Here is a 23,889-nt window from a genome sequence, read left to right on the forward strand (position 1 = left end):
GCTCTCAGCTTGGTCTTTTTTTATGTCAAAATTTTAGGCTACTTTTTGCAGCATTGGTTTAATGGCAGGTACAAAAAAACCAAGCCGTGGCTTGGTTTTTTTGTATCTTTGTTTAAGCAATGCTTTAGCGTTAAATCCCTGCTTTCCAACCATTGACGAGCGGATAGCGACGTTCACGACCAAAAGCGCGTGAACTAATACGTGGTCCTAATGCACCTTGGCGACGCTTGTACTCGTTGCGATCAACCAATTGAATGACTTTCTCGACCATCGCGCGTTCAAAGCCTTTGCCAATGATATCTTCTTGGCTTTGATCTTCTTCAATATACGCATACAAAATCGCATCGAGCACTTCGTATGGTGGTAAAGAATCTTGGTCTTTTTGGTCAGGACGTAATTCTGCTGAAGGTGGGCGCGTGATCACACGCTCAGGAATCACAGGAGTATCGGCAATACTGTTACGGTATTTAGCCAGTTCAAACACAATGGTTTTGTACACATCTTTGAGTACCGCATAACCACCGACCATATCGCCATAAAGCGTGCAATAGCCAACTGCTAACTCAGATTTGTTACCTGTAGAAAGCACGAGGTTACCAAACTTATTCGACAGACCCATTAAGATTGTGCCGCGGGCACGGGCTTGTAGATTTTCTTCTGTGGTATCGCTAGGGCTGTTACCAAAGAAAGGATACAGCGTTTGCATAAAGCTATTTACGATCGGGTGAATTTCGGCAATACCAAAAGTCACGCCTAAAGTTTTGGCTTGCTCTGCAGCATCTTCCACACTAATTTGCGCAGTATAAGTGTACGGCATCATTACCGCTTGTACCTTGTCTGCACCAATTGCATCAACCGCAATGGCAAGGGTAAGTGCTGAATCAATTCCACCCGACAAGCCTAGAATTACACCTGGAAAGCCAGAGCGTTGCACATAGTCACGGGTTGCTAATACTAAACCTTGATAGATTTCTGCAAGGGTGTCTAAAGCTGGGCTAATTTCGGCAGTTTTAAAGTGCTTCTGTGCAGCGTCATATTCTGCGTAGAATAAACCTTCTTGGTAGGTTGGGGCTTGTAATGCAACATTGCCTGCTTGGTTAATCACAAAGCTCGTACCATCGAAGATTAAATCATCTTGACCGCCAACTTGGTTTACATACACCACATTGAGATGTAATTGTTTTGCCAGTTCGGTCATGGTCTGTACACGATGCTGCGGTTTACCCACTTCATAAGGCGATGCGTTCAAGACCAATGCAGTTTCTACATTCAACTGTGCCAATTGCTGCACGGTTGGCAAAGACCATAAATCTTCGCAAATCAAAACGCCAAATTTATGACCAAGGTATTCAAAAACTAAGTGTTGATGACCTTCATCAAAATAGCGTTTTTCATCAAATACAGCATAATTTGGTAAATTTTGCTTGTTGTAAATACCTAAGATGTTGCCATCTTTCATGACGGCAGCCGAGTTAAAGCGCTGACCATCTTCAGTTTCATTGACAAAGCCGAAAACTAAAACAATATCTTTAATTTCACGTAATTGTTCAAATGCTTGTTGTGTGCGTTGATTCAAGCTTGGGCGCAGTAATAAATCTTCTGCAGGGTAGCCCAAGAGAGAAAGTTCAGGGAAAATAATCAGATCTGCGTGTTGTTTTTTCGCTTCATTTGCCTGTTCAAGCATTTTTTGCGCATTTGCTTCGAGATTGCCGATGTGTGGAGAGAACTGTGCAAGGGCAATTTTAAAAGATTTCATTTAAATTAAGTCCTATTCCTATAGGTTTAAAATACACATAAACGACTGATTATTATTGTTATAAAAATTTCAGCGCAGTGTATTGTGGATTAAACGACTGCCGAAAGGCACAAATAAAAACCATTTATTATCTAACAGATAAAGATCTTATTTTGCGGTGCAAAAATAGAGACTTTTGCTATTTTATCGTAATTTAGAATAGATGCTAGCATCGAATACACTTTATTCTTGCATGCTGCAGAATATCATTGAAATGTGACAGAATTTTTATGCTATTTATTTGAAAAGCATTATATTTTTAGGTTGTATGATGCATGTGTTTTTCGTGAAATAAGCATGTACCAAGATGAGTGAGCTAAGTCGAGCGGTGCGGGCTGTTTAAAATAATATTGTCTATTTTTTTAAGAAAAATATCTTTGGCAATTTCACCTTGTTGCTCAATGTTGTAAGCAAAAAAAGGTTTCGCTTCAATTAAGCGATAATGATATGGATTGTAACGCTTAAAACTCAAAAAATACGCGGTTTGCAATACCGCACCACGCAGTAAGACATTGATGTGATGTTGATGCTGTAAAATGTGCGCCATCTCATGAATAAAGATCGCTTGATAGCCACGGTGTGCTTGGCTGTAGTCGGCTAGATAATGCCGATTACGCACATGAATATAGCCACAGGGGGCCATAAAAATGTGCTGTGGCTGCCAAGGCAAATAAGGATGGTTCATAACTTTGACTTGGCTGTAGTCAATCAGATTGCCAAACACAGATTGGCACAACTGTATTTCCATTGCAGTTAGGCTTCGACATCTAAACTGATCTAGTTTGAGCAGTCGCATCAATAAGCTGAGAATGAATAAATGCAGTTGTAGCATGGAAATGAGTCGTAAGTGGCAGACATCAAAAATATAGCCTAAATCCGCAATGATCTAAATTTTATTTTACGTTTTGGTTGTGGTTTAGGACAAACCAAACAGAAATGAGTTTGGTGAGCTAAATAAAAGCAATAAAAAAACCACCCGAAGGTGGTTTTTTTGTCGTGTCGTTTTACACGCTACAACGCAGACCGAATTAACGGTTGATGTCGCGTTGAGTGTGGCCAGTGTAAAGCTGACGAGGACGACCGATTTTGTAAGGACCGCTGTGCATTTCTAACCAGTGGCTGATCCAACCAACTGTACGTGCAAGTGCGAAAATTACAGTAAACATTTCTGTTGGGATACCAATCGCTTTAAGGATGATACCTGAGTAGAAGTCTACGTTAGGGTATAAGTTACGCTTGATGAAGTATTCATCAGATAACGCAATACGCTCAAGTTCCATTGCAAGAGCGAGTTGTGGATCGTTGATACCTAAGTCGTTAAGTACTTCGTCACAAGTTTGCTTCATTACAGTTGCACGTGGGTCATGGTTTTTATAAACGCGGTGACCAAAGCCCATAAGTTTAACTTCTTTAGTCTTCACTTTTTCCATGAACTCAGCAACGTGTTCTACAGAGCCGATTTCATCAAGCATCTTAAGAACAGCTTCGTTCGCACCACCGTGAGCAGGACCCCAAAGTGCAGAAATACCTGCAGAGATACATGCGTATGGGTTAGCGCCAGTAGAACCAGCTAAACGTACAGTTGAAGTAGACGCGTTTTGTTCGTGGTCAGCGTGAAGCGTGAAAATACGATCCATTGCGCGAGCGTGAACAGGGTTTACTTTGTAATCACGGTCTGCTGGTGTAGCAAACATCATGTACAAGAAGTTTTCTGCGTAGCTTAAGTCGTTACGTGGGTAAACAAATGGTTGACCAACAGTGTACTTGTAGCTCCAAGCCGCTAAAGTAGGAATCTTCGCGATTAAACGAATCGCTGTGATTTCACGGTGGTTAACATCTTCGATGTCTAAGTTGTTGTGATAGAACGCAGATAACGCACCAACAACACCTACCATGATTGCCATAGGGTGAGCGTCACGACGGAAACCGTTATAGAAACGTTTTACTTGGTCGTGAACCATAGTGTGGTTGCGAACTTTAGCGTCAAAATCAGCTTTTTGTTCTGCAGTTGGAAGCTCACCATTTAATAATAAGTAGCAAGTTTCTAAGTAGTCAGCTTTAGTCGCTAATTGGTCAATTGGGTAACCACGGTGTAAAAGAATACCTTTGTTACCATCAATGAACGTAATTTTAGACTCGCAAGACGCTGTTGCCATAAAACCAGGATCAAAAGTAAAGTGACCTGCCGCCAACACATCCTTAACGTCAATTACATCTGGGCCTAATGTGCCGCTGTAAATTGGTAATTCAATTTCTTTTCCATCAAGCTGTAATACGGCTTTTTTGCCAGTTGCTTCAGACATTCAATAGATCTCCTGTCCTGGTGAATGTTGATCTGACTCGAAGTATCAATCTTTTAATGCGCAAGTCAGACGGATTAAAAATTAGCTCTAAGATTAGAGAGTACTGAAATTTTGTCAATTATACTTATGGATTAAGCAGACGACTATTTATAGAAAAAGTCGAAAAAATTCCAGTAAAAAAATCAATAAAATCACAGCACAGCCGCCGTATCATAAGTCAAAATTTGTCGGATGTGCAGAAAAAAATCATCAATACGGATTAATTGTAAGCAATTTTAAATACTGGTTTTGATGTGCTATTTCTTTAGCAGGATTCAGTCCAATACTTAAATTTATCTAATTCTCATAACTTACACGTTTTTACATACACGGTAGGGTGGTCAGATTGGTTGTAATAGGCAGTAAGTCTGGTATTTAAATTCGATATTGATTGATCAAAAAATGACTGATTAAACTCAGAAAAAATTTCAGGAATAAGCATTTTTTGGGCAAAAGAATATGGGGTTCTGCATAAGATTAAGAGTTTCTTGTTTTGTGTAATATTAGAAAATACTGGATAAGTCATTCTTTCGCATGATGATTATGGTAAGAAGTGTGGGTTGGTATTTAGAGAAGACGCTGAATATAAGTTTGAGAAATAGTCTGGGTTATAAACCTTGTAATACGGGATATATAAAACAGTCTAAGTCTGTTGATTATTAATAAATAGAAGTTATCCAAGTGTGAGTAACACAATGATTATTGCTTTGCAGCAACGTGCCACAGTATTAACAGTAAAAGATGCGAGAGTCCGATAAAGCTGTTTGCTCAATGTTTGTAGACGCGAATAGATACGATAGAGCACAAGGTGCAAATTTATCTTTAGTCTAAATATTCTAAACAGGTATAAAGCCATATATAGAGCCTATTACTGAATAATTTGTATAAAAACATTGTGTTAGAAGTGTAATTGCAATTCGTTTAAGCAGGTTGTTGCTTCTTGTTGTTGTTAACGATTCTTATTTAAAGGATTTTTGGCAAAAAAGCCGAGCTGTGTTGTTTGTATTTTGACAGTTGACGTTTTATAATTCAGTGTCGTTTTAAGGTTAGGCATGAATTTGCCTAACAATGCCAGCTTTCCTTCGAATTTATTCCAACAAACTCCGGATGGAGTTTTTACTTACAGGATGCCCGCTGTGAAAAGCAACAGACCTGTCAATTTGTCCATGGGTCAAGTTTTAGAAGTAAACTTAAAATCGCCCGTGGCTATTGCATCAATTCTACACCGTCTTTCTGGTGTCATCGTATTTTTACTCGTACCGGTACTTTTATGGTTGTTAGACAAGTCTTTGTCTTCACCTGAAGGTTTTGCTCAAGTTCAAGAAATTTTTAACGGTTTCTTTGTGCGCTTTATCGTATGGGTATTTGTAGCCGGCTTAATCTATCACTTCATTGCTGGTGTTAAGCACTTACTTGCTGACCTTGGTTTTGCAGAAGAACTGCAAAGTGGTCGCATTGCAGCTACTATTTCATTGATCTTGTCTGCTATCGGTATCGTTGCAGCATTTGTATGGATTGTAATCTAATGAAAAGTGCTACAGGTTTAACGGGTTCAGGTTCTCGCGATTGGTTTATCCAACGTATTAGTGCTGTTGTTCTTGCTGTTTATACCGTTGTGGTATTTGGTTGGATTCTTCTTAACGGTGGATTCAACTTTGAACAGTGGTACGGCTTTATGATGACATTACCAATGAAGATTATGTCTTTATTGGCAGTCTTATCTCTTGTTGCACATGCTTGGATCGGTATGTGGCAAGTATTCACTGACTATGTGACTACTCGTCAAATGGGTCCTTCAGCTTCAGGTTTACGCCTAGTGCTGACTTCAGCAGTGATTATTGCTGTTTTTGCATACGCAATCTGGGCAATCCAGATTTTCTGGGCGAATTGATAGGAAAATATCATGGGCGCGATTAACCCTAAAGAAGATTATACAAATATTCCACACCAATTCTTTGACGCAGTCATCGTTGGTGGTGGTGGTTCAGGTATGCGTGCATCTTACCAACTTGCTCAAGCTGGTTTGAAAGTTGCGGTATTGACTAAAGTATTCCCTACACGTTCACACACTGTTGCAGCGCAGGGTGGTATTGGTGCATCTCTTGGTAACATGCAAGAAGATAACTGGCACTACCACTTTTACGACACGGTAAAAGGTTCTGACTGGTTGGGCGACCAAGACGCGATTGAATTCATGACGCGTGAAGCGCCACAAGTGGTTTATGAATTAGAACACTTGGGTATGCCATTTGACCGTAACGCAGACGGTACAATTTACCAACGTCCATTCGGTGGTCACTCTGCAAACTACGGTGAAAAAGCGGTTCCACGTGCATGTGCTGCAGCTGACCGTACAGGTCACGCACTTCTTCACACGCTTTATCAAAGCAACGTGAAAATGGGAACTCAATTCTTCGTAGAATGGATCGCTCTTGATTTGATCCGTAACGAAGCTGGCGATGTACTAGGTGTGACTGCAATTGACCAAGAAACAGGTAAAATCGCAGTATTCCAAGCGAAAGCGACATTGTTTGCTACAGGTGGTGCAGGTCGTGTGTACCGTGCATCTACAAACGCATATATCAACACTGGTGACGGTCTTGGTATGGCTGCGCGTGCAGGTATTCCATTACAAGATATGGAATTCTGGCAGTTCCACCCAACAGGTGTTGCGGGCGCGGGCGTATTGTTAACGGAAGGCTGTCGTGGTGAGGGTGGTATCCTTCGTAACGATTCAGGCGAACCGTTCATGGAGCGTTATGCACCAACTTTGAAAGACTTGGCGCCACGTGACTTCGTATCACGTTCTATGGACCAAGAAATTAAAGAAGGTCGTGGTTGTGGTCCAAACAAAGACTACATCTTGCTTGATATGACGCACTTAGGTGCAGACACAATCATGAAGCGTCTTCCATCTGTATTTGAGATTGGTAAGAAATTCGCGAACGTTGACTGTACTAAAGAGCCAATTCCTGTTGTGCCTACAATCCATTACCAAATGGGTGGTATTCCAACCAATATTCATGGTCAAGTGGTTGTTCCAGAAAGCCGTGAAACTCAAGAGTTGGTTGCGAACTACAACGCAGAAACTGATACATATACAACCAACGCGGGTGACCGTGACTTTGCTAAACCAGTAAAAGGTTTCTATGCAATTGGTGAGTGTTCATGTGTATCTGTACACGGTGCAAACCGTTTAGGTACAAACTCATTGCTTGACTTGGTTGTATTTGGTAAGGCTGCTGGTCAACACATCATTGAGTATGTGACTAAGCAACATGATGGTGAGTACGAACCACTTCCAACAACTGTACTTGAAAATACTGTGAACCGTATTCGTAAACTTGACGAATCGACTTCAGGTGAAAACGCTCAAGAAGTTGCTGATGCAATTCGTAACATCGTTCAAGACCACGCAGGTGTATTCCGTACTTCAGCATTGCTTGATGAAGGTGTGAAACAAATTCTTGCGCTTGAGCCACGTGTTCGTAACATTCATTTGAAAGACAAATCTAAAGTATTCAACACTGCACGTGTAGAAGCATTAGAAGTTGAAAACTTGTATGAAGTTGCTAAAGCGACACTGATCTCAGCTGCTGCACGTAAAGAATGTCGTGGTGCGCATACGGTTGTAGACTTTGAGTTACCACCAGATCACCCAACTTATTCTTACGGTCGTCGTGATGATGAGTGGATGAAGCATACTTTATGGTTCTCTACAGATAACCGTCTTGAGTACAAACCAGTACGTTACAAGCCGCTTACTGTAGCTGCTATTCCACCTAAACCACGTACATTCTAATTGGGAGAAGTAAGATGAGTAGAGGTACTCGTACATTTAATATCTACCGCTACGATCCTGATAAGGATAAAGCACCGTACATGCAAACTTTTAAGCTTGAATTGACTGATAAGCACCGTATGTTGCTTGATGCACTTCTTGAATTGAAAGTACAAGACGAATCTTTGACATTCCGTCGTTCATGTCGTGAAGGTATTTGTGGTTCTGATGGTGTAAACATCAATGGTAAAAACGGTTTAGCGTGTCTTTGGAACCTAAACGATTTACCAGAAGTGATCACAATTCGTCCACTTCCGGGTCTTCCTGTAATTAAAGACTTGGTTGTAGACATGAATCAGTTCTACGATCAGTACAACAAGATTCATCCGTTCTTGATCAACAACCAACCTGCGCCACCAAAAGAGCGTTTACAATCTCAAGAAGATCGTGAACATCTTGATGGTTTGTATGAATGTATTCTTTGTGCATGTTGTTCAACTTCATGCCCATCATTCTGGTGGAACCCAGACAAGTTCTTGGGTCCTTCAGCGTTGTTGAATGCATACCGTTTCATTATTGATTCGCGTGATACAGCAACTCAAGAGCGTTTGGCTCGTCTTGACGACCCATTCTCTTTGTTCCGTTGTAAAGGTATTATGAACTGTGTATCTGTATGTCCTAAAGGCTTGAACCCAACTAAAGCAATCGGTCACATCCGTAACATGCTTTTAGATATGGCTGGCTAATAGACTGCGTGATCAGTTGAGAAAAGCACACCTAGGTGTGCTTTTTTTTGTGCCAAAATTACGATAAAAGTCGTGTGATAAGTTGCTTGTTTTTGATGAGTACGTAAATGAAAAATGTTGCATGCAAAGAAGTGATTAAAAAGTGAGTATTTGATATTTTTTAGGTATAACTGTTGGATAAATAGACAAAAACAGCATTTAGCCGACTAAAGTTGCACACAATTGTAATCCAGTGCTGCTATTTTGTTGTAAAGCATGGGCAAATGCCAAGTTTAGCTGCAATATTTATTTTTAGATGTTATCATGTAACGTGTAAGTGAGAGGGCAGATTGAGAGATGTGCTCTCTTTTATTTTATCTGAAATAGCGGTGTTGGACTTTGGTCTAAATTGCATCTGTTTTTTAAATAAAGCACCATATGTTAGATGAAAATAGAATCAGTGTATTTCGCCAATTTATAGGAGGTATGTGTCAAAAAAATCAATTGCATTTCTGAGATCATGTTACGATTAACAAATGACTATATCTGAAAAATGTTGAATTTTTGTACATTTTATCAACATTTTAAGTGCAAATGATGTGTTATTAAATTAGGACTATTGCAGAAAAGTCGTATTAGAAAAGCTAAGACTGAGCACTTATTTTTTCTAAAACGATTTTGCAAAAAATTGCTCGGCTTGGGTCGAGTATATAAATGAGTGATGATGCCAATGAGGGCGTTATGATTCATAAATGACATTGGGTTTTCCTAATGTAGTGATAACGCCTCATGACATATGTCAACTGGGGACTAATGTCATGTTACCAATTTGACATTATCAATCATGGGTTTTGCTTAAAAAGCATCCTGGAAAATGTTTTTGCAATAGGAAATGGGTCCACAAATGCAAGAAGTTGCTGACGCACTGCGTCTTGACACTGAACTTTCCGCTGATAGTGCAGCGTATATTGAAGAACTTTACGAGCATTATTTGACGTCACCGGAATCAGTCGGTGCTGATTGGCGCGAATATTTCGATAAATTCCCGAAGGGTGATCAACCACACAGTAATGTACGTGAGCAATTCCTTTTATTAGGTCGTAATTCAAATCGCGTTCAAGCCATTGTTCAAGGTTCAGTGAGTTCTGAACATGAACAACGTCAAATTGGCGTGTTGCAACTGATTGCTGCTTACCGTAACCGTGGTCACCAAAAAGCAAAATTAGATCCACTAGGTTTGGCAAAACGTGAAGACGTGCCAGATCTTGATCTTGCTGCACATGGTTTAACCAAGTCTGATTTAGATACTGTTTTCCATACAGGTAATTTGGAAATTGGTAAGTCTGAAGCAACACTAGGCGAAATGGTTGATGCCATGCAGGCGATCTACTGCGGTTCAATTGGTGCAGAATACATGCACATTGTTGATACCAAAGAAAGACGCTGGATTCAACAACGCTTAGAAAGCGCACGTGGTAAGTTCACATTTACTGCAGATCAAAAGAAACACGTTCTTGAACGCTTAACAGCAGCTGAGGGTCTAGAAAAATATCTAGGTAATAAATACGTTGGTGCGAAACGCTTTGGTGTAGAAGGCGGTGAATCATTTATCCCGATGGTGAATGAAATCATTCAACGTGCGGGTGCTGTTGGCTGTAAAGAAGTCGTGATTGGCATGCCACACCGTGGTCGTTTGAACCTGCTTGTGAACATCATGGGTAAAAACCCTGCAGACCTATTTGGTGAGTTCGAAGGTAAGAGCTTGCATAAAAAAGGTTCTGGCGACGTAAAATATCACCAAGGTTTCTCATCTAACGTGATGACTCCGGGTGGTGAAGTGCACTTGGCACTTGCGTTTAACCCATCGCACTTAGAAATTGTTGGACCTGTGGTTGAAGGTTCTGTACGTGCGCGCCAAGTACGTCGTAAAGACATTGGTGGTGATGATGTATTGCCATTAATCGTTCACGGTGATGCCGCATTTGCAGGTCAAGGTGTTAACCAAGAAACCTTCCAAATGTCACAAACTCGCGGTTATACCGTAGGTGGTACAGTTCACATTGTGATTAACAACCAAGTTGGTTTCACAACATCTGACCCACGTGACGCACGTTCTACTGAATACTGTACTGACATTGCAAAAATGATTCAGGCGCCAATTTTCCACGTGAATGGCGATGATCCTGAAGCGGTGATTTTTGTATCTCAATTGGCACACGATTTCCGTCATACATTCCGTAAAGACGTTGTGATTGATTTGTTCTGCTACCGTCGTCGTGGTCACAACGAAGCGGATGAACCTGCAGCAACTCAGCCAATGATGTATCAAGTGATCAACAAAAAGACCACTACACGTACTTTGTATGCTGACCAATTGGTGCAAGAAGGTGTGTTGGATCGCGCAGCAGCAGATCAAATGATTGAAGATTACCGCGCAGATTTAGAAGCGGGTAATCACGTTGCGAACGCATTGGTACTTGAGCCAAATACTAAAATGTTTGTAGATTGGTCGCCATACTTGGGTCACGACTATACAGACGTTTGGGATACAACTTTCCCTATCGAGCGTTTGAAAGAACTTGGTCAAACCATGCGTAAACTTCCAGAAGGTTTCGTGATGCAGCGCCAAGTTGCCAAAGTGATTGACGATCGCTTGAAAATGCAAACAGGTGAAATGCCACTAAACTGGGGTGCAGCTGAAACTTTAGCTTACGCATCTTTGTTGGATGAGGGTTACCTTGTTCGTTTGACTGGTGAAGACGTTGGTCGTGGTACTTTCTCGCACCGTCATGCAAAACTGCATAACCAAGTCGATGGTAAAACTTATATTCCACTTTGCCACATCAAAGAGAACCAACCACGCGTTGCAATCTACGACTCATTATTGTCTGAAATGGCAGTATTGGCATTTGAATATGGTTATGCGACGACCCTTCCAAAGAGCTTGATTATTTGGGAAGCACAATTCGGTGACTTTGCCAACTGTGCTCAAGTGGTAATCGACCAGTTCATTTCATCTGGCGAAACCAAGTGGGAGCGTGTGTGTGGTTTAACGATGCTTCTTCCACACGGTTTTGAAGGTCAAGGTCCTGAGCACTCATCTGCACGTTTAGAGCGTTTCTTACAGCTTTGTGCGGAAGAAAACATGCAAGTGATGACACCAACAACACCTGCACAGATTTTCCACGCTTTACGTCGTCAGGCGATTCGTCCAATCCGTAAGCCAATGATCATCATGTCGCCGAAGTCTTTACTTCGTCACAAGTTAGCAGTGTCTAACCTTGATGAGCTTGCAACTGGTACATTCCAGACTGTGATTGATGAAATTGACAACATCAACAAATCAGACGTGACGCGTTTGGTATTGTGTGGTGGTAAAGTGTATTACGACTTGCTTGAAAAGCGTCGTGAATTAGAATTGAACAATACTGCAATTGTTCGTATTGAACAGTTGTACCCATATCCAGAACAACGTCTTGCTGAAGTTCTTGCTTCTTATCCAAACGTAAAAGAATTAGTTTGGACTCAAGAAGAGCCGAAGAACCAAGGTGCTTGGTTATTCATCGCGCCACGTTTATATGATGACGTAATGAAAACTGGTAAACAGATTCGCATTAGTTATGCGGGTCGTGAAGCATCTGCAGCACCAGCGTGTGGTTCACCATATTTGCATGCAAAACAACAAGCTCAGCTCATCAATGACGCGCTTGCGATCGTAGCTGAATAACAGGAGATTCGAAGTAATGGCAACCGAAATTAAAGCACCGGTATTTCCAGAGTCAGTTGCAGACGGTACGATTGCAACTTGGCACAAACAACCAGGTGAAGCAGTTTCACGTGATGAAGTGATCTGTGATATTGAAACCGATAAAGTTGTTTTGGAAGTAGTCGCTCCTGCTGATGGCACAATCTCTGCAATCATCAAAAACGAAGGCGATACAGTTCTTTCTGACGAAGTAATTGCTCAATTTGAAGCGGGTGCTGTTTCTGGCGCTGCTCAAACTCAAGCAGTTCAGTCTGAAGCACAAGTAGAGCAAGCTGCGGCGAAAACTGAAGCAGGCGCTGCGCCAGTTGTTGAGCGTGCACAACCAGTTGCTGACCAAGCACCAGCAGTACGTAAAGCGTTGACTGAAACAGGTATCAATGCTGCAGACGTTTCTGGTACAGGTCGTGGTGGTCGTATCACTAAAGAAGATGTTGCAAATCATCAAGCTAAACCTGCTGCTGCAGCTGCGCCATTAAGCGTTGCGGTAGGTGAGCGTATCGAGAAACGTGTTCCTATGACACGTTTACGTAAGCGTGTTGCAGAGCGTTTACTTGCAGCGACTCAAGAAACTGCAATGTTGACAACATTCAACGAAGTGAACATGAAGCCAATCATGGAAATGCGTGCACAATACAAAGACGCATTTGAAAAACGTCATGGTGCACGTTTAGGCTTTATGTCTTTCTTCGTGAAAGCTGCAACTGAAGCATTGAAACGTTACCCAGCAGTAAACGCTTCTATTGATGGCGAAGACATCGTATATCACGGTTACTACGACATCGGTGTTGCGGTTTCTTCTGACCGTGGTTTAGTGGTTCCTGTATTACGTGATACAGACCGCATGAACTACGCTGAAGTAGAAAACGGTATTCGTGACTATGCTTATAAAGCACGTGACGGTAAGCTAGGTATTGAAGATATGACTGGCGGTACATTCACCATTACTAACGGTGGTACTTTCGGTTCATTGTTATCTACACCAATTCTAAACACGCCACAAACTGCAATTTTGGGCATGCACAAAATCCAAGAGCGTCCTATGGCGGTAAATGGTCAAGTTGAAATCTTGCCAATGATGTACTTAGCGCTTTCTTATGACCACCGTTTAATTGATGGTAAAGAAGCTGTAGGTTTCCTTGTAACAATCAAAGAATTGTTAGAAGAGCCAGCTAAACTCATCCTTGACCTTTAATTCTAAAGAATAAATCAGTGGGCTTGGAGCGATCCTCTAAGCCCATTTTTGGAGATAAAAATGTCTCAACAATTTGATCTTGTTGTTATTGGCGGTGGCCCAGGTGGTTATGAAGCGGCAATTCGTGCGGCTCAACTTGGCTTTAAAGTTGCGTGTATCGAAAAACGTATTCACAAAGGTAAACCATCTTTGGGTGGTACATGCTTAAACGTGGGCTGTATCCCATCTAAAGCATTACTTGATTCTTCACATCGTTATGAAGATACGGTTCATCACTTGGCTGATCATGGTATCACTACAGGTGAAGTACAGTTTGACCTTGCGAAGCTATTAGCACGTAAAGACAAAATCGTTGACCAATTAACTGGCGGTATTGATCAGTTATTAAAAGGTAACGGTGTTGAGTGGTTAAAAGGTACGGGTAAATTGCTTGCAGGTAAAAAAGTTGAGTTCGTTTCTCATGAAGGCGAAACTCAAGTTTTAGAGCCTAAGTATGTGATTCTTGCGACTGGTTCAGTTCCTGTAAATATTCCTGTTGCTCCTGTAGATCAAGACATTATTGTTGATTCTACTGGTGCATTAGAATTCCCAGAAGTGCCTAAGCGTTTAGGTGTGATTGGTGCAGGCGTAATTGGTCTTGAACTTGGTTCAGTATGGCGTCGTCTAGGTGCAGAAGTTGTTGTATTTGAAGCAATGGATGCATTCTTACCAATGGCTGACAAAGCTTTGGCAAAAGACTACCAGAAACTATTGACTAAGCAAGGTATGGATATCCGTATCGGTGCGAAAGTTTCAGGTACTGAAGTTAATGGTCGTGAAGTGACTGTTAAATATACCCAAGGCGGCGAAGAAAAAGAACAAACTTTCGACAAATTGATCGTTTGTGTAGGTCGTCGTGCTTATGCTGAAGGTTTATTGGCAGATGACTGCGGTATTAAACTGACTGAACGTGGCTTAGTTGAAGTAAACGATTGGTGTGCAACTTCTGTTGAAGGTGTATATGCAATTGGTGACTTGGTACGTGGTCCAATGCTTGCACACAAAGCAATGGAAGAAGGCGTAATGGCAGTTGAACGTATTCACGGTCATGCTGCACAAGTTAACTATGACACAATCATTTCAGTAATCTACACACACCCTGAAGCGGCGTGGGTTGGTTTAACTGAAGAGCAAGCGAAAGAAAAAGGCCACGAAGTGAAAACTGGTCAATTCGGTTTCGCGGTAAATGGTCGTGCTTTAGCAGCAGGCGAAGGTGCTGGTTTCGTGAAGTTTGTTGCAGATGCAAAAACAGATCGTTTATTGGGTATGCACGTGATTGGACCTGCTGCGTCTGACATCGTTCACCAAGGTATGATTGCACTTGAGTTTGTATCTTCAGTTGAAGATTTACAATTAATGACATTTGGTCACCCAACCTTCTCTGAAGTGGTGCATGAAGCCGCTTTAGCTGTAGATGGGCGTGCGATTCACGCGATTCAGCGTAAACGCAAATAAAACTAAAAAGAGCGGCTTAGGCCGCTCTTTTTGCATTTGATGGTTGTATTTATGGGAATAATCATCTAAAAGTAAAGAGCATAGGAAAAACACCACACAAGGAAAGCAATATTAAAACTTCGGTTTGATATTGGTGGTGATAACTGAATAAAAGAAGTAGTAAAAGGTTAGTCAATGAATCTACATGAGTATCAAGCAAAAGCGCTATTAAAAAAATATGGTATGCCAGTACAAGAAGGCATTTTGGCAACTACAGCCGTAGAAGCCGTGCAAGCTTTCGAGCAACTGGGCGGTAAATTTGCGGTGATGAAAGCTCAGGTGCATGCAGGTGGTCGCGGTAAAGCGGGCGGCGTGAAGGTCGTAAAATCTGCACAAGAAGCAGCAGACTATGCCAACCAAATTCTTGGAACACGTTTGGTCACCTATCAAACCGATGCCTATGGTCAGCCTATAAACAGTATTTTAGTGGCTGAAGATGTTTATCCTGTAGAGCGTGAACTGTATTTGGGTGCAGTGGTAGATCGTTCTAGCCGTCGCGTCACTTTTATGGCATCTACCGAAGGTGGTGTTGAAATTGAGAAAGTGGCTGAAGAAACCCCAGAAAAAATTATTAAAGTAGAAGTTGATCCTTTGGTGGGTTTATTGCCATTTCAGGCACGTGAAGTGGCTTTTGCATTAAAACTCAAAGACAGTCAAATCACGCAGTTTGTGAAGATTATGACAGCGGCTTATCAGGCATTTATCGACAATGATTTTGCCTTATTTGAAATTAACCCATTGTCTGTACGTGAAAATGGCGACATTTTATGTGTCGATGCCAAAGTCGGTATTGATTCTAATGCACTGTATCGTTTGCCTGAAGTCTTGGCACTGCGCGATAAAACACAAGAAAATGAACGTGAATTGCGTGCATCAGAATTTGACCTGAACTATGTTGCTTTAGAAGGCAATATCGGTTGTATGGTGAATGGTGCAGGTTTAGCAATGGCAACTATGGATATTATTAAACTCTATGGTGGTCAGCCTGCGAACTTCTTGGATGTAGGTGGTGGTGCAACCAAAGAACGCGTAATTGAAGCCTTTAAAATTATTTTGGCAGATCACTCGGTTAAAGGCGTACTGATTAATATTTTTGGTGGAATTGTACGTTGTGACATGATTGCGGAAGCAATTATTGCAGCGGTTCAGGAAGTAAATGTGACGGTACCTGTAGTGGTTCGCCTAGAAGGGAACAACTCGGAACTTGGTGCAAAATTACTCGATGAATCAGGATTAAAACTTATTTCTGCAAACGGCTTGTCTGATGCCGCAGAAAAAATTGTTGCTGCAGTGAAAGCTTAAGGAGAATCAGGATGAGCGTATTAATTAATAAAGACACCAAAGTATTGGTACAAGGTTTCACTGGTAAAAATGGTACTTTTCACTCAGCACAAGCACTTGATTATGGAACTAAAGTGGTGGGTGGGGTAACGCCAGGAAAAGGTGGTCAAACCCATTTGGAATTACCTGTATTTAACACCATGAAAGAAGCTGTACGTGAAACAGGTGCAGATGCATCGGTGATTTATGTGCCTGCACCGTTTGTTTTAGATTCGATTGTAGAAGCAGTCGATTCTGGAGTAGGTTTGATTGTGGTGATTACGGAAGGTGTGCCAACCATCGACATGCTCAAAGCCAAGCGTTATTTAGAAACCAATGGCAATGGTACACGTTTGGTGGGACCAAACTGCCCAGGTGTGATTACACCAGGTGAATGTAAAATTGGCATCATGCCAGGGCATATTCATCAACCAGGACGAATTGGCATTATTTCACGTTCAGGTACTTTGACCTATGAAGCTGTGGCACAAACCACCAAATTAGGCTTAGGGCAATCGACCTGTATCGGGATTGGTGGTGACCCAATTCCAGGTATGAACCAAATTGATGCTTTAAAATTGTTCCAAGACGACCCAGACACCGATGCGATTATTATGATTGGTGAAATTGGTGGTACGGCAGAAGAAGAAGCTGCGGAATATATCCAGTCGAATGTTAGCAAACCTGTGGTGGGTTATATTGCAGGAGTGACAGCACCTAAAGGTAAGCGTATGGGACATGCGGGTGCAATTATTTCAGGCGGTAAAGGCACTGCGGAAGAAAAATTTGCAGCCTTTGAGCGTGCTGGAATTGCTTATACGCGTAGCCCTGCTGAATTGGGTTCTACCATGTGGCAAGTCTTAAAAGATCAAGGTTTGCTTAAATAAGCCAAATTTTGAAACGCTTGATTTTATTCAGCACTCAATCCCCAATATTGGGGATTTTTTATGTTGAAAAATTAGCCACATTTGAGAGATAAAGTATATGATAAGAGTTAATTTGGTATTGCTTTGTTGCATAAATATGTAAGCATCTGATTTAAATAAATTTAATTTTGTATCAAGAAATAATCAAAACTTTTAAATCATATAGTTATGAAATCTTTGTGCGACAAAGCCGTTCAAGTAGTTTTTGCATCTAGGGAAATGATTTTTTATTGTTGAACAAGCTGTATAAACAGCTGATTCAAATAAAAAAAATACGCAATGATTGGGGTGATCATTTCGTATGAAAACGAATCTGCTTTCACAGCTTCGATAACGGAGAAATGTTATGAAATTAGGATTACTCCTAAAGCATGTAAGTATACTAAACTGAGAAGAAATACTAATCCGCAGTATTCAGGTTACGTGATGTTAAATCACGTAAGTAATAAGTGTTTTTTGTGAATCACGTCATCTTATGTTGATTTTTCACTCAAATAAAAAGTCTCTTATTCATGTGAATAAGAGACTTTAAAATATTTGTATCTACAAAATGCTTAGAAGCGGAATACACCCAAGCCAGCTTTCACTTCATCTAAAGTTTGCTGGGTAATATCACGGCATTTGTCGGTGCCTGTTTTCAAAATATCCATAATGTAGTCAGGATCTTTAGCAAGTTCGATACGACGTTCACGGATCGGCCCAATCAATTCTTTTAGAATGCCTTCCAAACGCTTTTTCACCGTACCATCGCCCAAACCACCACGACGATAATGCGCTTTCAGTTCTTCAAGTTCTTCTTTGTTGGTATCGAAGGCATCTAAATAAGTAAATACTACGTTGCCTTCAACCTGACCTGGGTCTTCGATACGCAGGTGATTTGGGTCGGTGTACATTGCATTGACAGCTTTTTTAATGTCTTTGTCTGTGGCATCTAACACAATGGTATTGCCCAGTGATTTTGACATTTTCGCTTTACCATCAAAACCAGGTAAACGTCCGACATTTGACAACAATGCCTGACATTCAGGTAGCAAGTCATGACCAATTTGACGATTCACCCGACGCACAATTTCATTGGTCTGTTCAATCATTGGAATTTGGTCTTCACCTACAGGAACGACCGTTGCTTTAAATGCAGTAATATCGGCTGCTTGAGCTACAGGGTAGCACAGGAAACCTGCAGGAATATCACGCTCAAAACCACGCATCTGAATTTCAGATTTAATGGTTGGGTTACGCTCCAAACGTGCCACAGTCACGAAGTTTAAATACAACATGGTGAGTTCGTTTAATGCAGGCAGGCAAGATTGCACGCAAATGGTGGTTTTTGTTGGATCAATCCCCACCGCTAAATAATCGGTTGCTACCTCAATAATATTACGACGGACTTTTTCAAAGTTATCGGCATTGTCAGTTAAGGCTTGAGCATCGGCAAGTAACAGATGTTGATGATGTGAGTCTTGTAAACCTACACGTGAACGTAAAGAACCCACAAAGTGACCTAAATGTAGTTGTCCAGTTGGACGATCGCCTGTCAAAATCACAGGACGATTATCTTGATTACTCATTTTTTATTCCAAGTCGTATCTACGACATCTATGTAGCGATGAATTGCTACATTGTAAGGCATAACATTTTTCAATGTCACTTCCTTAAGTGAGTTGAATAGAATTTGCTGTAAAAAATTTTGCTGTAAAAATTAATGAAGTAAATACAGACCCTATATAAATTCAGTTTTAAAATAACTTGAAAATCATATAAGGATAACAACGCAATGGCGAGCAGCTTATTACTTTTATTAGATGACATTGCAACAGTTTTAGATGATGTGGCAGTTATGAGCAAAATGGCTGCAAAAAAAACCGCAGGGGTTTTGGGCGATGATTTGGCGTTGAATGCGCAGCAAGTCAGTGGTGTACGTGCAGAGCGTGAGTTGCCTGTGGTATGGCGTGTGGCTAAAGGTTCATTCATCAATAAGCTAATTTTAGTACCGCTCGCGTTATTAATTAGTGTCGTTGCGCCGTGGTTAATCAATCCTTTATTGGTGGTTGGTGGTCTATTTTTAAGTTATGAAGGTGTGGAAAAAATCATGCACACCTTACAACACAAAAAAGCCCAAACGGCTAAAGAAGCGCAACTTGAGCTAATTCAAACTGAGCAAGACCTTGCGGCTTATGAAACCGAAAAAATTAAAGGTGCTGTGCGTACTGACTTTATTTTATCGGCGGAAATTGTGGTGATTTCTTTGGGGACTGTAGCTGCGGCAGGCTTTCTAACCAAAGTGACAGTATTAAGTTTAATTGCGATTGCCATGACGGTGGGTGTCTATGGGTTCGTTGCGTTAATTGTCAAAATTGATGACATTGGTTTATACCTCACAGAACAAGCTGCCAATTTTAAACAACGTATTGGGAGTGGTTTACTGGCATTTGCTCCAATTTTAATGAAGACTTTATCTGTGGTGGGTACTGCAGCGATGTTCTTGGTTGGTGGAGGAATTATCAATCATGCTATTCCTTTTGTGCACCATTTCACAGAAGATACGGTAGAGTATGTACAAGACATCCCAACGATGGGCAGTATTGTAGGTTCAGTCACGCCAATGTTGATGAACCTTGTCGTGGGTATTTTGGCAGGCATCTTGGTGGTGATTGTGGTCGCACTTGTTCAAAAAGTGTGGTCAAAGTCTAAATCGGCTTAATCTATTATCAGAGTTTAAGAGAAGGATAAGAATAATGCGTTGGAAAGGTCGTCGAGTTAGCACGAATGTAGAAGACCGCCGTGGTGGCGGTGGAGCAAAAGCGGGCGGTATCAGTATTTTGGGCTTAGTGGTGGCCTTTGTTGCATGGAAGTTCTTTGGCATCGATCCGCAATCGGCTTATCAAGCGACCAAGCAAGTCACCTCACATGCGCAAAGTGCCGAAACTAAAGGTTTAGATAATCCAACTCCTGAACAACAAGAGGCGATGGAGTTTGTGGGCACTGTTTTGGCCGATACAGAAGATACGTGGTCACAAGTGTTTCAGCAGCAGTTAAATAGCCAATATATACCACCTAAACTGGTGTTATTTACAGGTGTGGTCAATTCTGGCTGTGGTACGGCACAATCGGCAATGGGGCCATTTTATTGTCCTGCCGATCAAAAAGTATATATTGATACTTCATTCTTCCAAGCCATGCGTCAGCAAATGGGCATTGGTGGTGAACAAAATCAGACTGAATTAAGCCGAAATGATCAGGCGGGCGATTTTGCTCAAGCCTATGTGGTGGCGCATGAAGTTGGACATCATATTCAAACCATTTTAGGCATTTCTGAACAAGTGCATAAAGCACGTCAGCAAGTCAGTGACGTGCAGGGCAACCAGCTTTCAGTTCGTCAAGAATTACAGGCAGACTGTTTATCGGGTGTGTGGGCGCATCATAACCATCAACGTACTCAATTCTTAGAGCAGGGCGATATTGAAGAAGCGATGGACGCTGCACATAAAATTGGGGATGATTACTTGCAAAAACGTGCACGTGGACAAGTCGTACCAGACAGCTTCACGCATGGTACTAGTGCGCAGCGTGTACAATGGTTCCAAACAGGCTTAAAGTCAGGTTTGATTAACGATTGTGATACCTTTAATGCTGCAATTTGAGTGACTTAAACTTGTATGATTATGATAAAAGGAGTGATTGATTCACTCCTTTTTCTTTTTAACAATTGCAGGAAATCAGGCTGTTTATGAAGTCAAATATACCTATTACAAAACCCAGCGATGAATTAGCACAACAGATTTTAGCCGTGGTGTGTCTAATTCCTAAAGGGCATGTAGCAACTTATGGACAAGTGGCGGCATTGGCGGGTTTACCCAAACATGCGCGATTAGTGGGTTATGTCTTAAAGCATTTGTCGGCAGATCATCAAGTACCGTGGCATAGGGTGATTAATGCACAAGGCAAAATTAGCCTAAGTAAGTTGAATACTCAGGGAGAGAATGAGCAGGCATTAAAGTTAATGGCTGAAAACATAGTTGTGCTTGAAGGTAAAGTAAATTTAAAACAATACCAATGGCGACCTTGAGTCGTTGAAAAAACAAGAGGGAAGAAAGCAAAGCTTAAGCAGACTAAATATTATGTTGTAAGCAAAGTGGTTTAAGAAATTGTTGAAATGAAAAACAGTATAGTTTTAAGTGCATGAAGATGTGAAAAAGAAAGAAAAAGCGAAAAGTTCCCCATTTCCGAAGAAATGAGGAACAAAAAACTTATTGGCGTACCACAAGTACAGGTGTTGTGCCTTCGCTTAAAATGCTTTGAGCAACGCTACCTAAGAATAATTTTTTCAAGCCAGTACGACCATGAGAACCGATCACGATCAGGTCAGCATTTAACTCTTTCGCAGCATTGCTGATTTCACGTGCAATGACTTGACCTTCAAGTAATTTAGTTTCAGCTTCAACACCTTGCTCAGTGAATTTTTGTTTCGCTTCTTCTAAGGTTTTTACGATAGAAGCACGCGCACGTTCAATTAAGTCATTGGTTTGGTTTGCTGTGATGTATTCTGCAGCAATGTATGGGTCAAGAGTAAGTACTTGAACCACAGTAATTTTACTACCAAATGCTTTTGCAAGTTCAGCAGCTTTTGCAACAGCGGCAAAAGAAGTTTCAGAACCGTCCACTGGTACGAGGATGTTTTGGTAAGCCATGAGTGTTTCTCCTTATTGTAATTTCAATACTTTAATAAAATATTCGCTCTGAGTCCTGTCTTATCTTACGCTGAATTCATATAGAATAAAACCCAGTAATTTCATAAAGATAATTGAGTGCTGTAAGTCCTTATTTCACCTTAATTTAGCATGAAATTATGAAGCTGTGCTTTCAATTCAACTAAAGTTTTAGTCATTTTTTGTTTGCGTGTTTGTCAAAAAATCGATCAGTTGATTGACATCATTACTCTGCAATTGTTCGCGGATTTTCAGTAAATATTTTTCATCAAAATCATACAGTTTTAGCGCCAAAAGTTGAGCAATCTCTGTTTCACTAAAGCGGTATTTAATTACTTTGGCAGGCACACCTGCCACAATAGCGTAAGGCGGTACATCTTGCGTAACCACTGCACCTGTCGCCACAATTGCACCTTCGCCTAGTTCAACACCTTGCATAATCATGGCGCGACTGCCAATCCAGCAGCCATCGCCAATTGTGGTATCACCTGCCGCAACAAAACTGCGAGTATCAAACGGAAAAGCCGAAACCCAGTCACTGCGATGCAATTGATTGCCACCCATCATAATCACGCATTCCGCACCAAAACAGACAAAATTGCCAATATGTAATTGATCAATTGGCTTGTCTGCTGTTGCAGGTTTGTCATGTAAATAACGCACCACACAACGTTCAAAACCCTGATCCCAATAGGCTGAATAATAAGAGTAATTGCCTTTGATGTGGATGTTGGGGTTTTTCACAGTTTTGGAGATGAACTCAAATTCGCACCAGTGTTTAACAGGGGAATTAATCAGCGTTTCGGACATGGTTTTTTCGTGTGGAGAGATGAGGGGATTATATCTGAAATTTTGAACCTCTCCCTAGCCCTTTCCTAGAAGGAGAGGGAATGTTCAAAATATTAGTTGACCACTACACTTTAGTGATTTGAAAGCTTAAAGTATCTATCTTAAAAAATTCCACAAATACATAAAAACATTTTTAACACTGTTTGGAAATAAGAATCCCCAAATAGCAAAAAAGAGTGATGATGCCAATACGATACTGACAGGACTGGTTTGTGTATTGATAAAGAGTCCCCAGACTGGAATTAAAATCAGTCCTAACACAGCCCCAGAAAGCGCATAAACAAATGCATGAATGATGCGATTTTCCATCTTATTTTCCTCTATTTTTATCGCAGTATAATCTATAAGCTCGGCTGTATGATTTATAGGCAATAAAAAACCCCTCAAAGAGGGGCATCGCGTGTAGTCATCTTTATTAAAACTTAAAGATATTCTACATTCACAATTTCATATTCCACTTCGCCTTGCGGAGTGACAATTTTGGCTTCATCGCCTTCATTTTTGCCCAACAAACCGCGTGCAATAGGCGAATTCACTGAAATTTTATTGATTTTAAAATCAGCTTCATCATCACCTACAATTTTGTAGGTTTTTTGCTCTTCGGTGTCTAGATTTTCAATGGTCACAGTCACACCAAAAACCACACGTCCGTTTTGTTCCAATTCTTTAACATCAATTACTTGGCAAGCGCTTAATTTACCTTCGATGTCTTGGATACGACCTTCGCAGAAACCTTGCTGTTCACGTGCGGCATGGTATTCAGCATTTTCTTTTAAATCGCCATGTTCACGCGCTTCTGCAATCGCTGCAGTAATACGTGGACGTTCAACCGATTTAAGTTGTTGTAATTCTTGCTCTAAAGCGTGTTTACCTTCAGGCGTCATAGGATAACGTTGCATGTTGTCCCTCTTTAAAAATATTGAAGTCTATAAATGAAAAAAGCCCGCCACCCGA

General features: G+C 41.1%; 20 protein-coding genes. 12 read left to right on the plus strand and 8 right to left on the minus strand.

The window, feature by feature from the left end:
* Positions 1-130: 130 nt before the first annotated feature.
* From FTT91_RS06360 to gltA, 3 genes are all read right to left on the minus strand, one after another.
* Positions 131-1,756 carry an NAD+ synthase gene (locus FTT91_RS06360; protein WP_180169160.1) on the minus strand — a complete coding sequence of 542 codons (1,626 nt, stop codon included), beginning with the start codon at positions 1,754-1,756 and terminating at the stop codon, positions 131-133.
* A 355-nt stretch (positions 1,757-2,111) separates the two neighbouring features.
* On the minus strand, positions 2,112-2,627 hold the full coding sequence (locus FTT91_RS06365) for a hypothetical protein (protein WP_004972203.1): 516 nt from the start codon (positions 2,625-2,627) through the stop codon (positions 2,112-2,114).
* A gap of 196 nt (positions 2,628-2,823) precedes the next feature.
* Positions 2,824-4,098, minus strand: coding sequence for a citrate synthase (gene gltA, locus FTT91_RS06370; protein ID WP_004972202.1), 1,275 nt, complete (start codon positions 4,096-4,098; stop codon positions 2,824-2,826).
* A 1,166-nt stretch (positions 4,099-5,264) separates the two neighbouring features.
* Here gltA and sdhC point away from each other — a divergent pair.
* The 9 genes from sdhC (at position 5,265) to sucD (ending at position 17,341) form a co-directional block, all read left to right on the plus strand.
* Positions 5,265-5,663: a succinate dehydrogenase, cytochrome b556 subunit gene (gene sdhC / locus FTT91_RS06375; RefSeq protein WP_026438062.1), complete on the plus strand. Its 399-nt coding sequence runs from the start codon at positions 5,265-5,267 to the stop codon at positions 5,661-5,663.
* The gene (sdhD, locus tag FTT91_RS06380) at positions 5,663-6,028 is read left to right on the plus strand and encodes a succinate dehydrogenase, hydrophobic membrane anchor protein (RefSeq protein WP_004972200.1); all 366 of its coding nucleotides are present in this window, start codon (positions 5,663-5,665) and stop codon (positions 6,026-6,028) included. The genes sdhC and sdhD overlap by 1 nt, the downstream gene beginning before the upstream one ends.
* 12 nt (positions 6,029-6,040) lie before the next feature.
* The gene (locus FTT91_RS06385) at positions 6,041-7,939 is read left to right on the plus strand and encodes an FAD-binding protein (protein ID WP_004972199.1); all 1,899 of its coding nucleotides are present in this window, start codon (positions 6,041-6,043) and stop codon (positions 7,937-7,939) included.
* A gap of 14 nt (positions 7,940-7,953) precedes the next feature.
* Positions 7,954-8,664: a succinate dehydrogenase iron-sulfur subunit gene (locus tag FTT91_RS06390; RefSeq protein WP_026438061.1), complete on the plus strand. Its 711-nt coding sequence runs from the start codon at positions 7,954-7,956 to the stop codon at positions 8,662-8,664.
* 883 nt (positions 8,665-9,547) lie between these two features.
* On the plus strand, positions 9,548-12,370 hold the full coding sequence (locus FTT91_RS06395; RefSeq protein ID WP_096901045.1) for a 2-oxoglutarate dehydrogenase E1 component: 2,823 nt from the start codon (positions 9,548-9,550) through the stop codon (positions 12,368-12,370).
* Between the two features lie 16 nt (positions 12,371-12,386).
* On the plus strand, positions 12,387-13,601 hold the full coding sequence (gene odhB, locus FTT91_RS06400) for a 2-oxoglutarate dehydrogenase complex dihydrolipoyllysine-residue succinyltransferase (RefSeq protein WP_004972191.1): 1,215 nt from the start codon (positions 12,387-12,389) through the stop codon (positions 13,599-13,601).
* A gap of 60 nt (positions 13,602-13,661) precedes the next feature.
* Complete coding sequence (lpdA, locus tag FTT91_RS06405; protein WP_131260672.1) at positions 13,662-15,095, plus strand: dihydrolipoyl dehydrogenase; 1,434 nt, start codon at positions 13,662-13,664, stop codon at positions 15,093-15,095.
* Between the two features lie 174 nt (positions 15,096-15,269).
* Positions 15,270-16,436 carry an ADP-forming succinate--CoA ligase subunit beta gene (gene sucC, locus FTT91_RS06410; RefSeq protein WP_180169161.1) on the plus strand — a complete coding sequence of 389 codons (1,167 nt, stop codon included), beginning with the start codon at positions 15,270-15,272 and terminating at the stop codon, positions 16,434-16,436.
* A gap of 11 nt (positions 16,437-16,447) precedes the next feature.
* Positions 16,448-17,341, plus strand: coding sequence for a succinate--CoA ligase subunit alpha (gene sucD, locus FTT91_RS06415; protein ID WP_096901008.1), 894 nt, complete (start codon positions 16,448-16,450; stop codon positions 17,339-17,341).
* Between the two features lie 593 nt (positions 17,342-17,934).
* On the opposite strand, the gene trpS is transcribed toward sucD, so the two are convergent.
* A complete protein-coding gene (trpS, locus tag FTT91_RS06420; protein ID WP_004972183.1) occupies positions 17,935-18,948 on the minus strand; it encodes a tryptophan--tRNA ligase in 1,014 nt (337 codons plus the stop codon).
* Between the two features lie 206 nt (positions 18,949-19,154).
* On the opposite strand from trpS, the gene FTT91_RS06425 reads away from it, so the two are divergent.
* The 3 genes from FTT91_RS06425 to FTT91_RS06435 all read left to right on the plus strand — a co-directional run bounded on the left by FTT91_RS06425 (position 19,155) and on the right by FTT91_RS06435 (position 21,446).
* Positions 19,155-20,081 carry a DUF808 domain-containing protein gene (locus FTT91_RS06425; RefSeq protein WP_004972181.1) on the plus strand — a complete coding sequence of 309 codons (927 nt, stop codon included), beginning with the start codon at positions 19,155-19,157 and terminating at the stop codon, positions 20,079-20,081.
* Positions 20,082-20,115: 34 nt separating this feature from the next.
* Positions 20,116-21,021, plus strand: a complete 906-nt coding sequence (locus tag FTT91_RS06430; RefSeq protein ID WP_179994690.1) for a neutral zinc metallopeptidase — start codon at positions 20,116-20,118, stop codon at positions 21,019-21,021.
* Positions 21,022-21,107: 86 nt separating this feature from the next.
* Complete coding sequence (locus FTT91_RS06435; protein WP_180169162.1) at positions 21,108-21,446, plus strand: MGMT family protein; 339 nt, start codon at positions 21,108-21,110, stop codon at positions 21,444-21,446.
* A 181-nt stretch (positions 21,447-21,627) separates the two neighbouring features.
* On the opposite strand, the gene FTT91_RS06440 is transcribed toward FTT91_RS06435, so the two are convergent.
* The 4 genes from FTT91_RS06440 to greA form a co-directional block, all read right to left on the minus strand.
* Entirely contained in the window at positions 21,628-22,068 is a 441-nt protein-coding gene (locus FTT91_RS06440; RefSeq protein ID WP_168418853.1) for a universal stress protein, read from the minus strand.
* A gap of 189 nt (positions 22,069-22,257) precedes the next feature.
* Positions 22,258-22,896 (minus strand): CatB-related O-acetyltransferase, encoded by a 639-nt coding sequence (locus tag FTT91_RS06445; protein ID WP_096901002.1) that lies wholly within the window; start codon positions 22,894-22,896, stop codon positions 22,258-22,260.
* Positions 22,897-23,031: 135 nt separating this feature from the next.
* Positions 23,032-23,244, minus strand: a complete 213-nt coding sequence (locus FTT91_RS06450) for a hypothetical protein (RefSeq protein WP_004972171.1) — start codon at positions 23,242-23,244, stop codon at positions 23,032-23,034.
* 113 nt (positions 23,245-23,357) lie between these two features.
* Positions 23,358-23,834 carry a transcription elongation factor GreA gene (gene greA / locus FTT91_RS06455; protein WP_180169163.1) on the minus strand — a complete coding sequence of 159 codons (477 nt, stop codon included), beginning with the start codon at positions 23,832-23,834 and terminating at the stop codon, positions 23,358-23,360.
* Between the last annotated feature and the right edge of the window lie 55 nt (positions 23,835-23,889).

Origin of the sequence: Acinetobacter sp. YH12021 (genome assembly GCF_013420145.1) — a bacterium.
GTDB classification, from domain to species: Bacteria; Pseudomonadota; Gammaproteobacteria; order Pseudomonadales; family Moraxellaceae; genus Acinetobacter; species Acinetobacter towneri.

What these genes read in the sequence shown, in the direction of transcription:
- FTT91_RS06440 (WP_168418853.1), bottom strand. Translation starts at nt 22,068, where the DNA reads ATGGCTTACCAAAACATCCTCGTACCAGTGGACGGTTCTGAAACTTCT.
- greA (WP_180169163.1), bottom strand. Translation starts at nt 23,834, where the DNA reads ATGCAACGTTATCCTATGACGCCTGAAGGTAAACACGCTTTAGAGCAA.
- FTT91_RS06430 (WP_179994690.1), top strand. Translation starts at nt 20,116, where the DNA reads ATGCGTTGGAAAGGTCGTCGAGTTAGCACGAATGTAGAAGACCGCCGT.
- trpS (WP_004972183.1), bottom strand. Translation starts at nt 18,948, where the DNA reads ATGAGTAATCAAGATAATCGTCCTGTGATTTTGACAGGCGATCGTCCA.
- FTT91_RS06385 (WP_004972199.1), top strand. Translation starts at nt 6,041, where the DNA reads ATGGGCGCGATTAACCCTAAAGAAGATTATACAAATATTCCACACCAA.
- sucD (WP_096901008.1), top strand. Translation starts at nt 16,448, where the DNA reads ATGAGCGTATTAATTAATAAAGACACCAAAGTATTGGTACAAGGTTTC.
- sdhC (WP_026438062.1), top strand. Translation starts at nt 5,265, where the DNA reads ATGCCCGCTGTGAAAAGCAACAGACCTGTCAATTTGTCCATGGGTCAA.
- gltA (WP_004972202.1), bottom strand. Translation starts at nt 4,098, where the DNA reads ATGTCTGAAGCAACTGGCAAAAAAGCCGTATTACAGCTTGATGGAAAA.
- odhB (WP_004972191.1), top strand. Translation starts at nt 12,387, where the DNA reads ATGGCAACCGAAATTAAAGCACCGGTATTTCCAGAGTCAGTTGCAGAC.
- sucC (WP_180169161.1), top strand. Translation starts at nt 15,270, where the DNA reads ATGAATCTACATGAGTATCAAGCAAAAGCGCTATTAAAAAAATATGGT.
- lpdA (WP_131260672.1), top strand. Translation starts at nt 13,662, where the DNA reads ATGTCTCAACAATTTGATCTTGTTGTTATTGGCGGTGGCCCAGGTGGT.
- FTT91_RS06365 (WP_004972203.1), bottom strand. Translation starts at nt 2,627, where the DNA reads ATGCTACAACTGCATTTATTCATTCTCAGCTTATTGATGCGACTGCTC.
- FTT91_RS06425 (WP_004972181.1), top strand. Translation starts at nt 19,155, where the DNA reads ATGGCGAGCAGCTTATTACTTTTATTAGATGACATTGCAACAGTTTTA.
- sdhD (WP_004972200.1), top strand. Translation starts at nt 5,663, where the DNA reads ATGAAAAGTGCTACAGGTTTAACGGGTTCAGGTTCTCGCGATTGGTTT.
- FTT91_RS06390 (WP_026438061.1), top strand. Translation starts at nt 7,954, where the DNA reads ATGAGTAGAGGTACTCGTACATTTAATATCTACCGCTACGATCCTGAT.
- FTT91_RS06395 (WP_096901045.1), top strand. Translation starts at nt 9,548, where the DNA reads ATGCAAGAAGTTGCTGACGCACTGCGTCTTGACACTGAACTTTCCGCT.
- FTT91_RS06445 (WP_096901002.1), bottom strand. Translation starts at nt 22,896, where the DNA reads ATGTCCGAAACGCTGATTAATTCCCCTGTTAAACACTGGTGCGAATTT.
- FTT91_RS06450 (WP_004972171.1), bottom strand. Translation starts at nt 23,244, where the DNA reads ATGGAAAATCGCATCATTCATGCATTTGTTTATGCGCTTTCTGGGGCT.
- FTT91_RS06360 (WP_180169160.1), bottom strand. Translation starts at nt 1,756, where the DNA reads ATGAAATCTTTTAAAATTGCCCTTGCACAGTTCTCTCCACACATCGGC.
- FTT91_RS06435 (WP_180169162.1), top strand. Translation starts at nt 21,108, where the DNA reads ATGAAGTCAAATATACCTATTACAAAACCCAGCGATGAATTAGCACAA.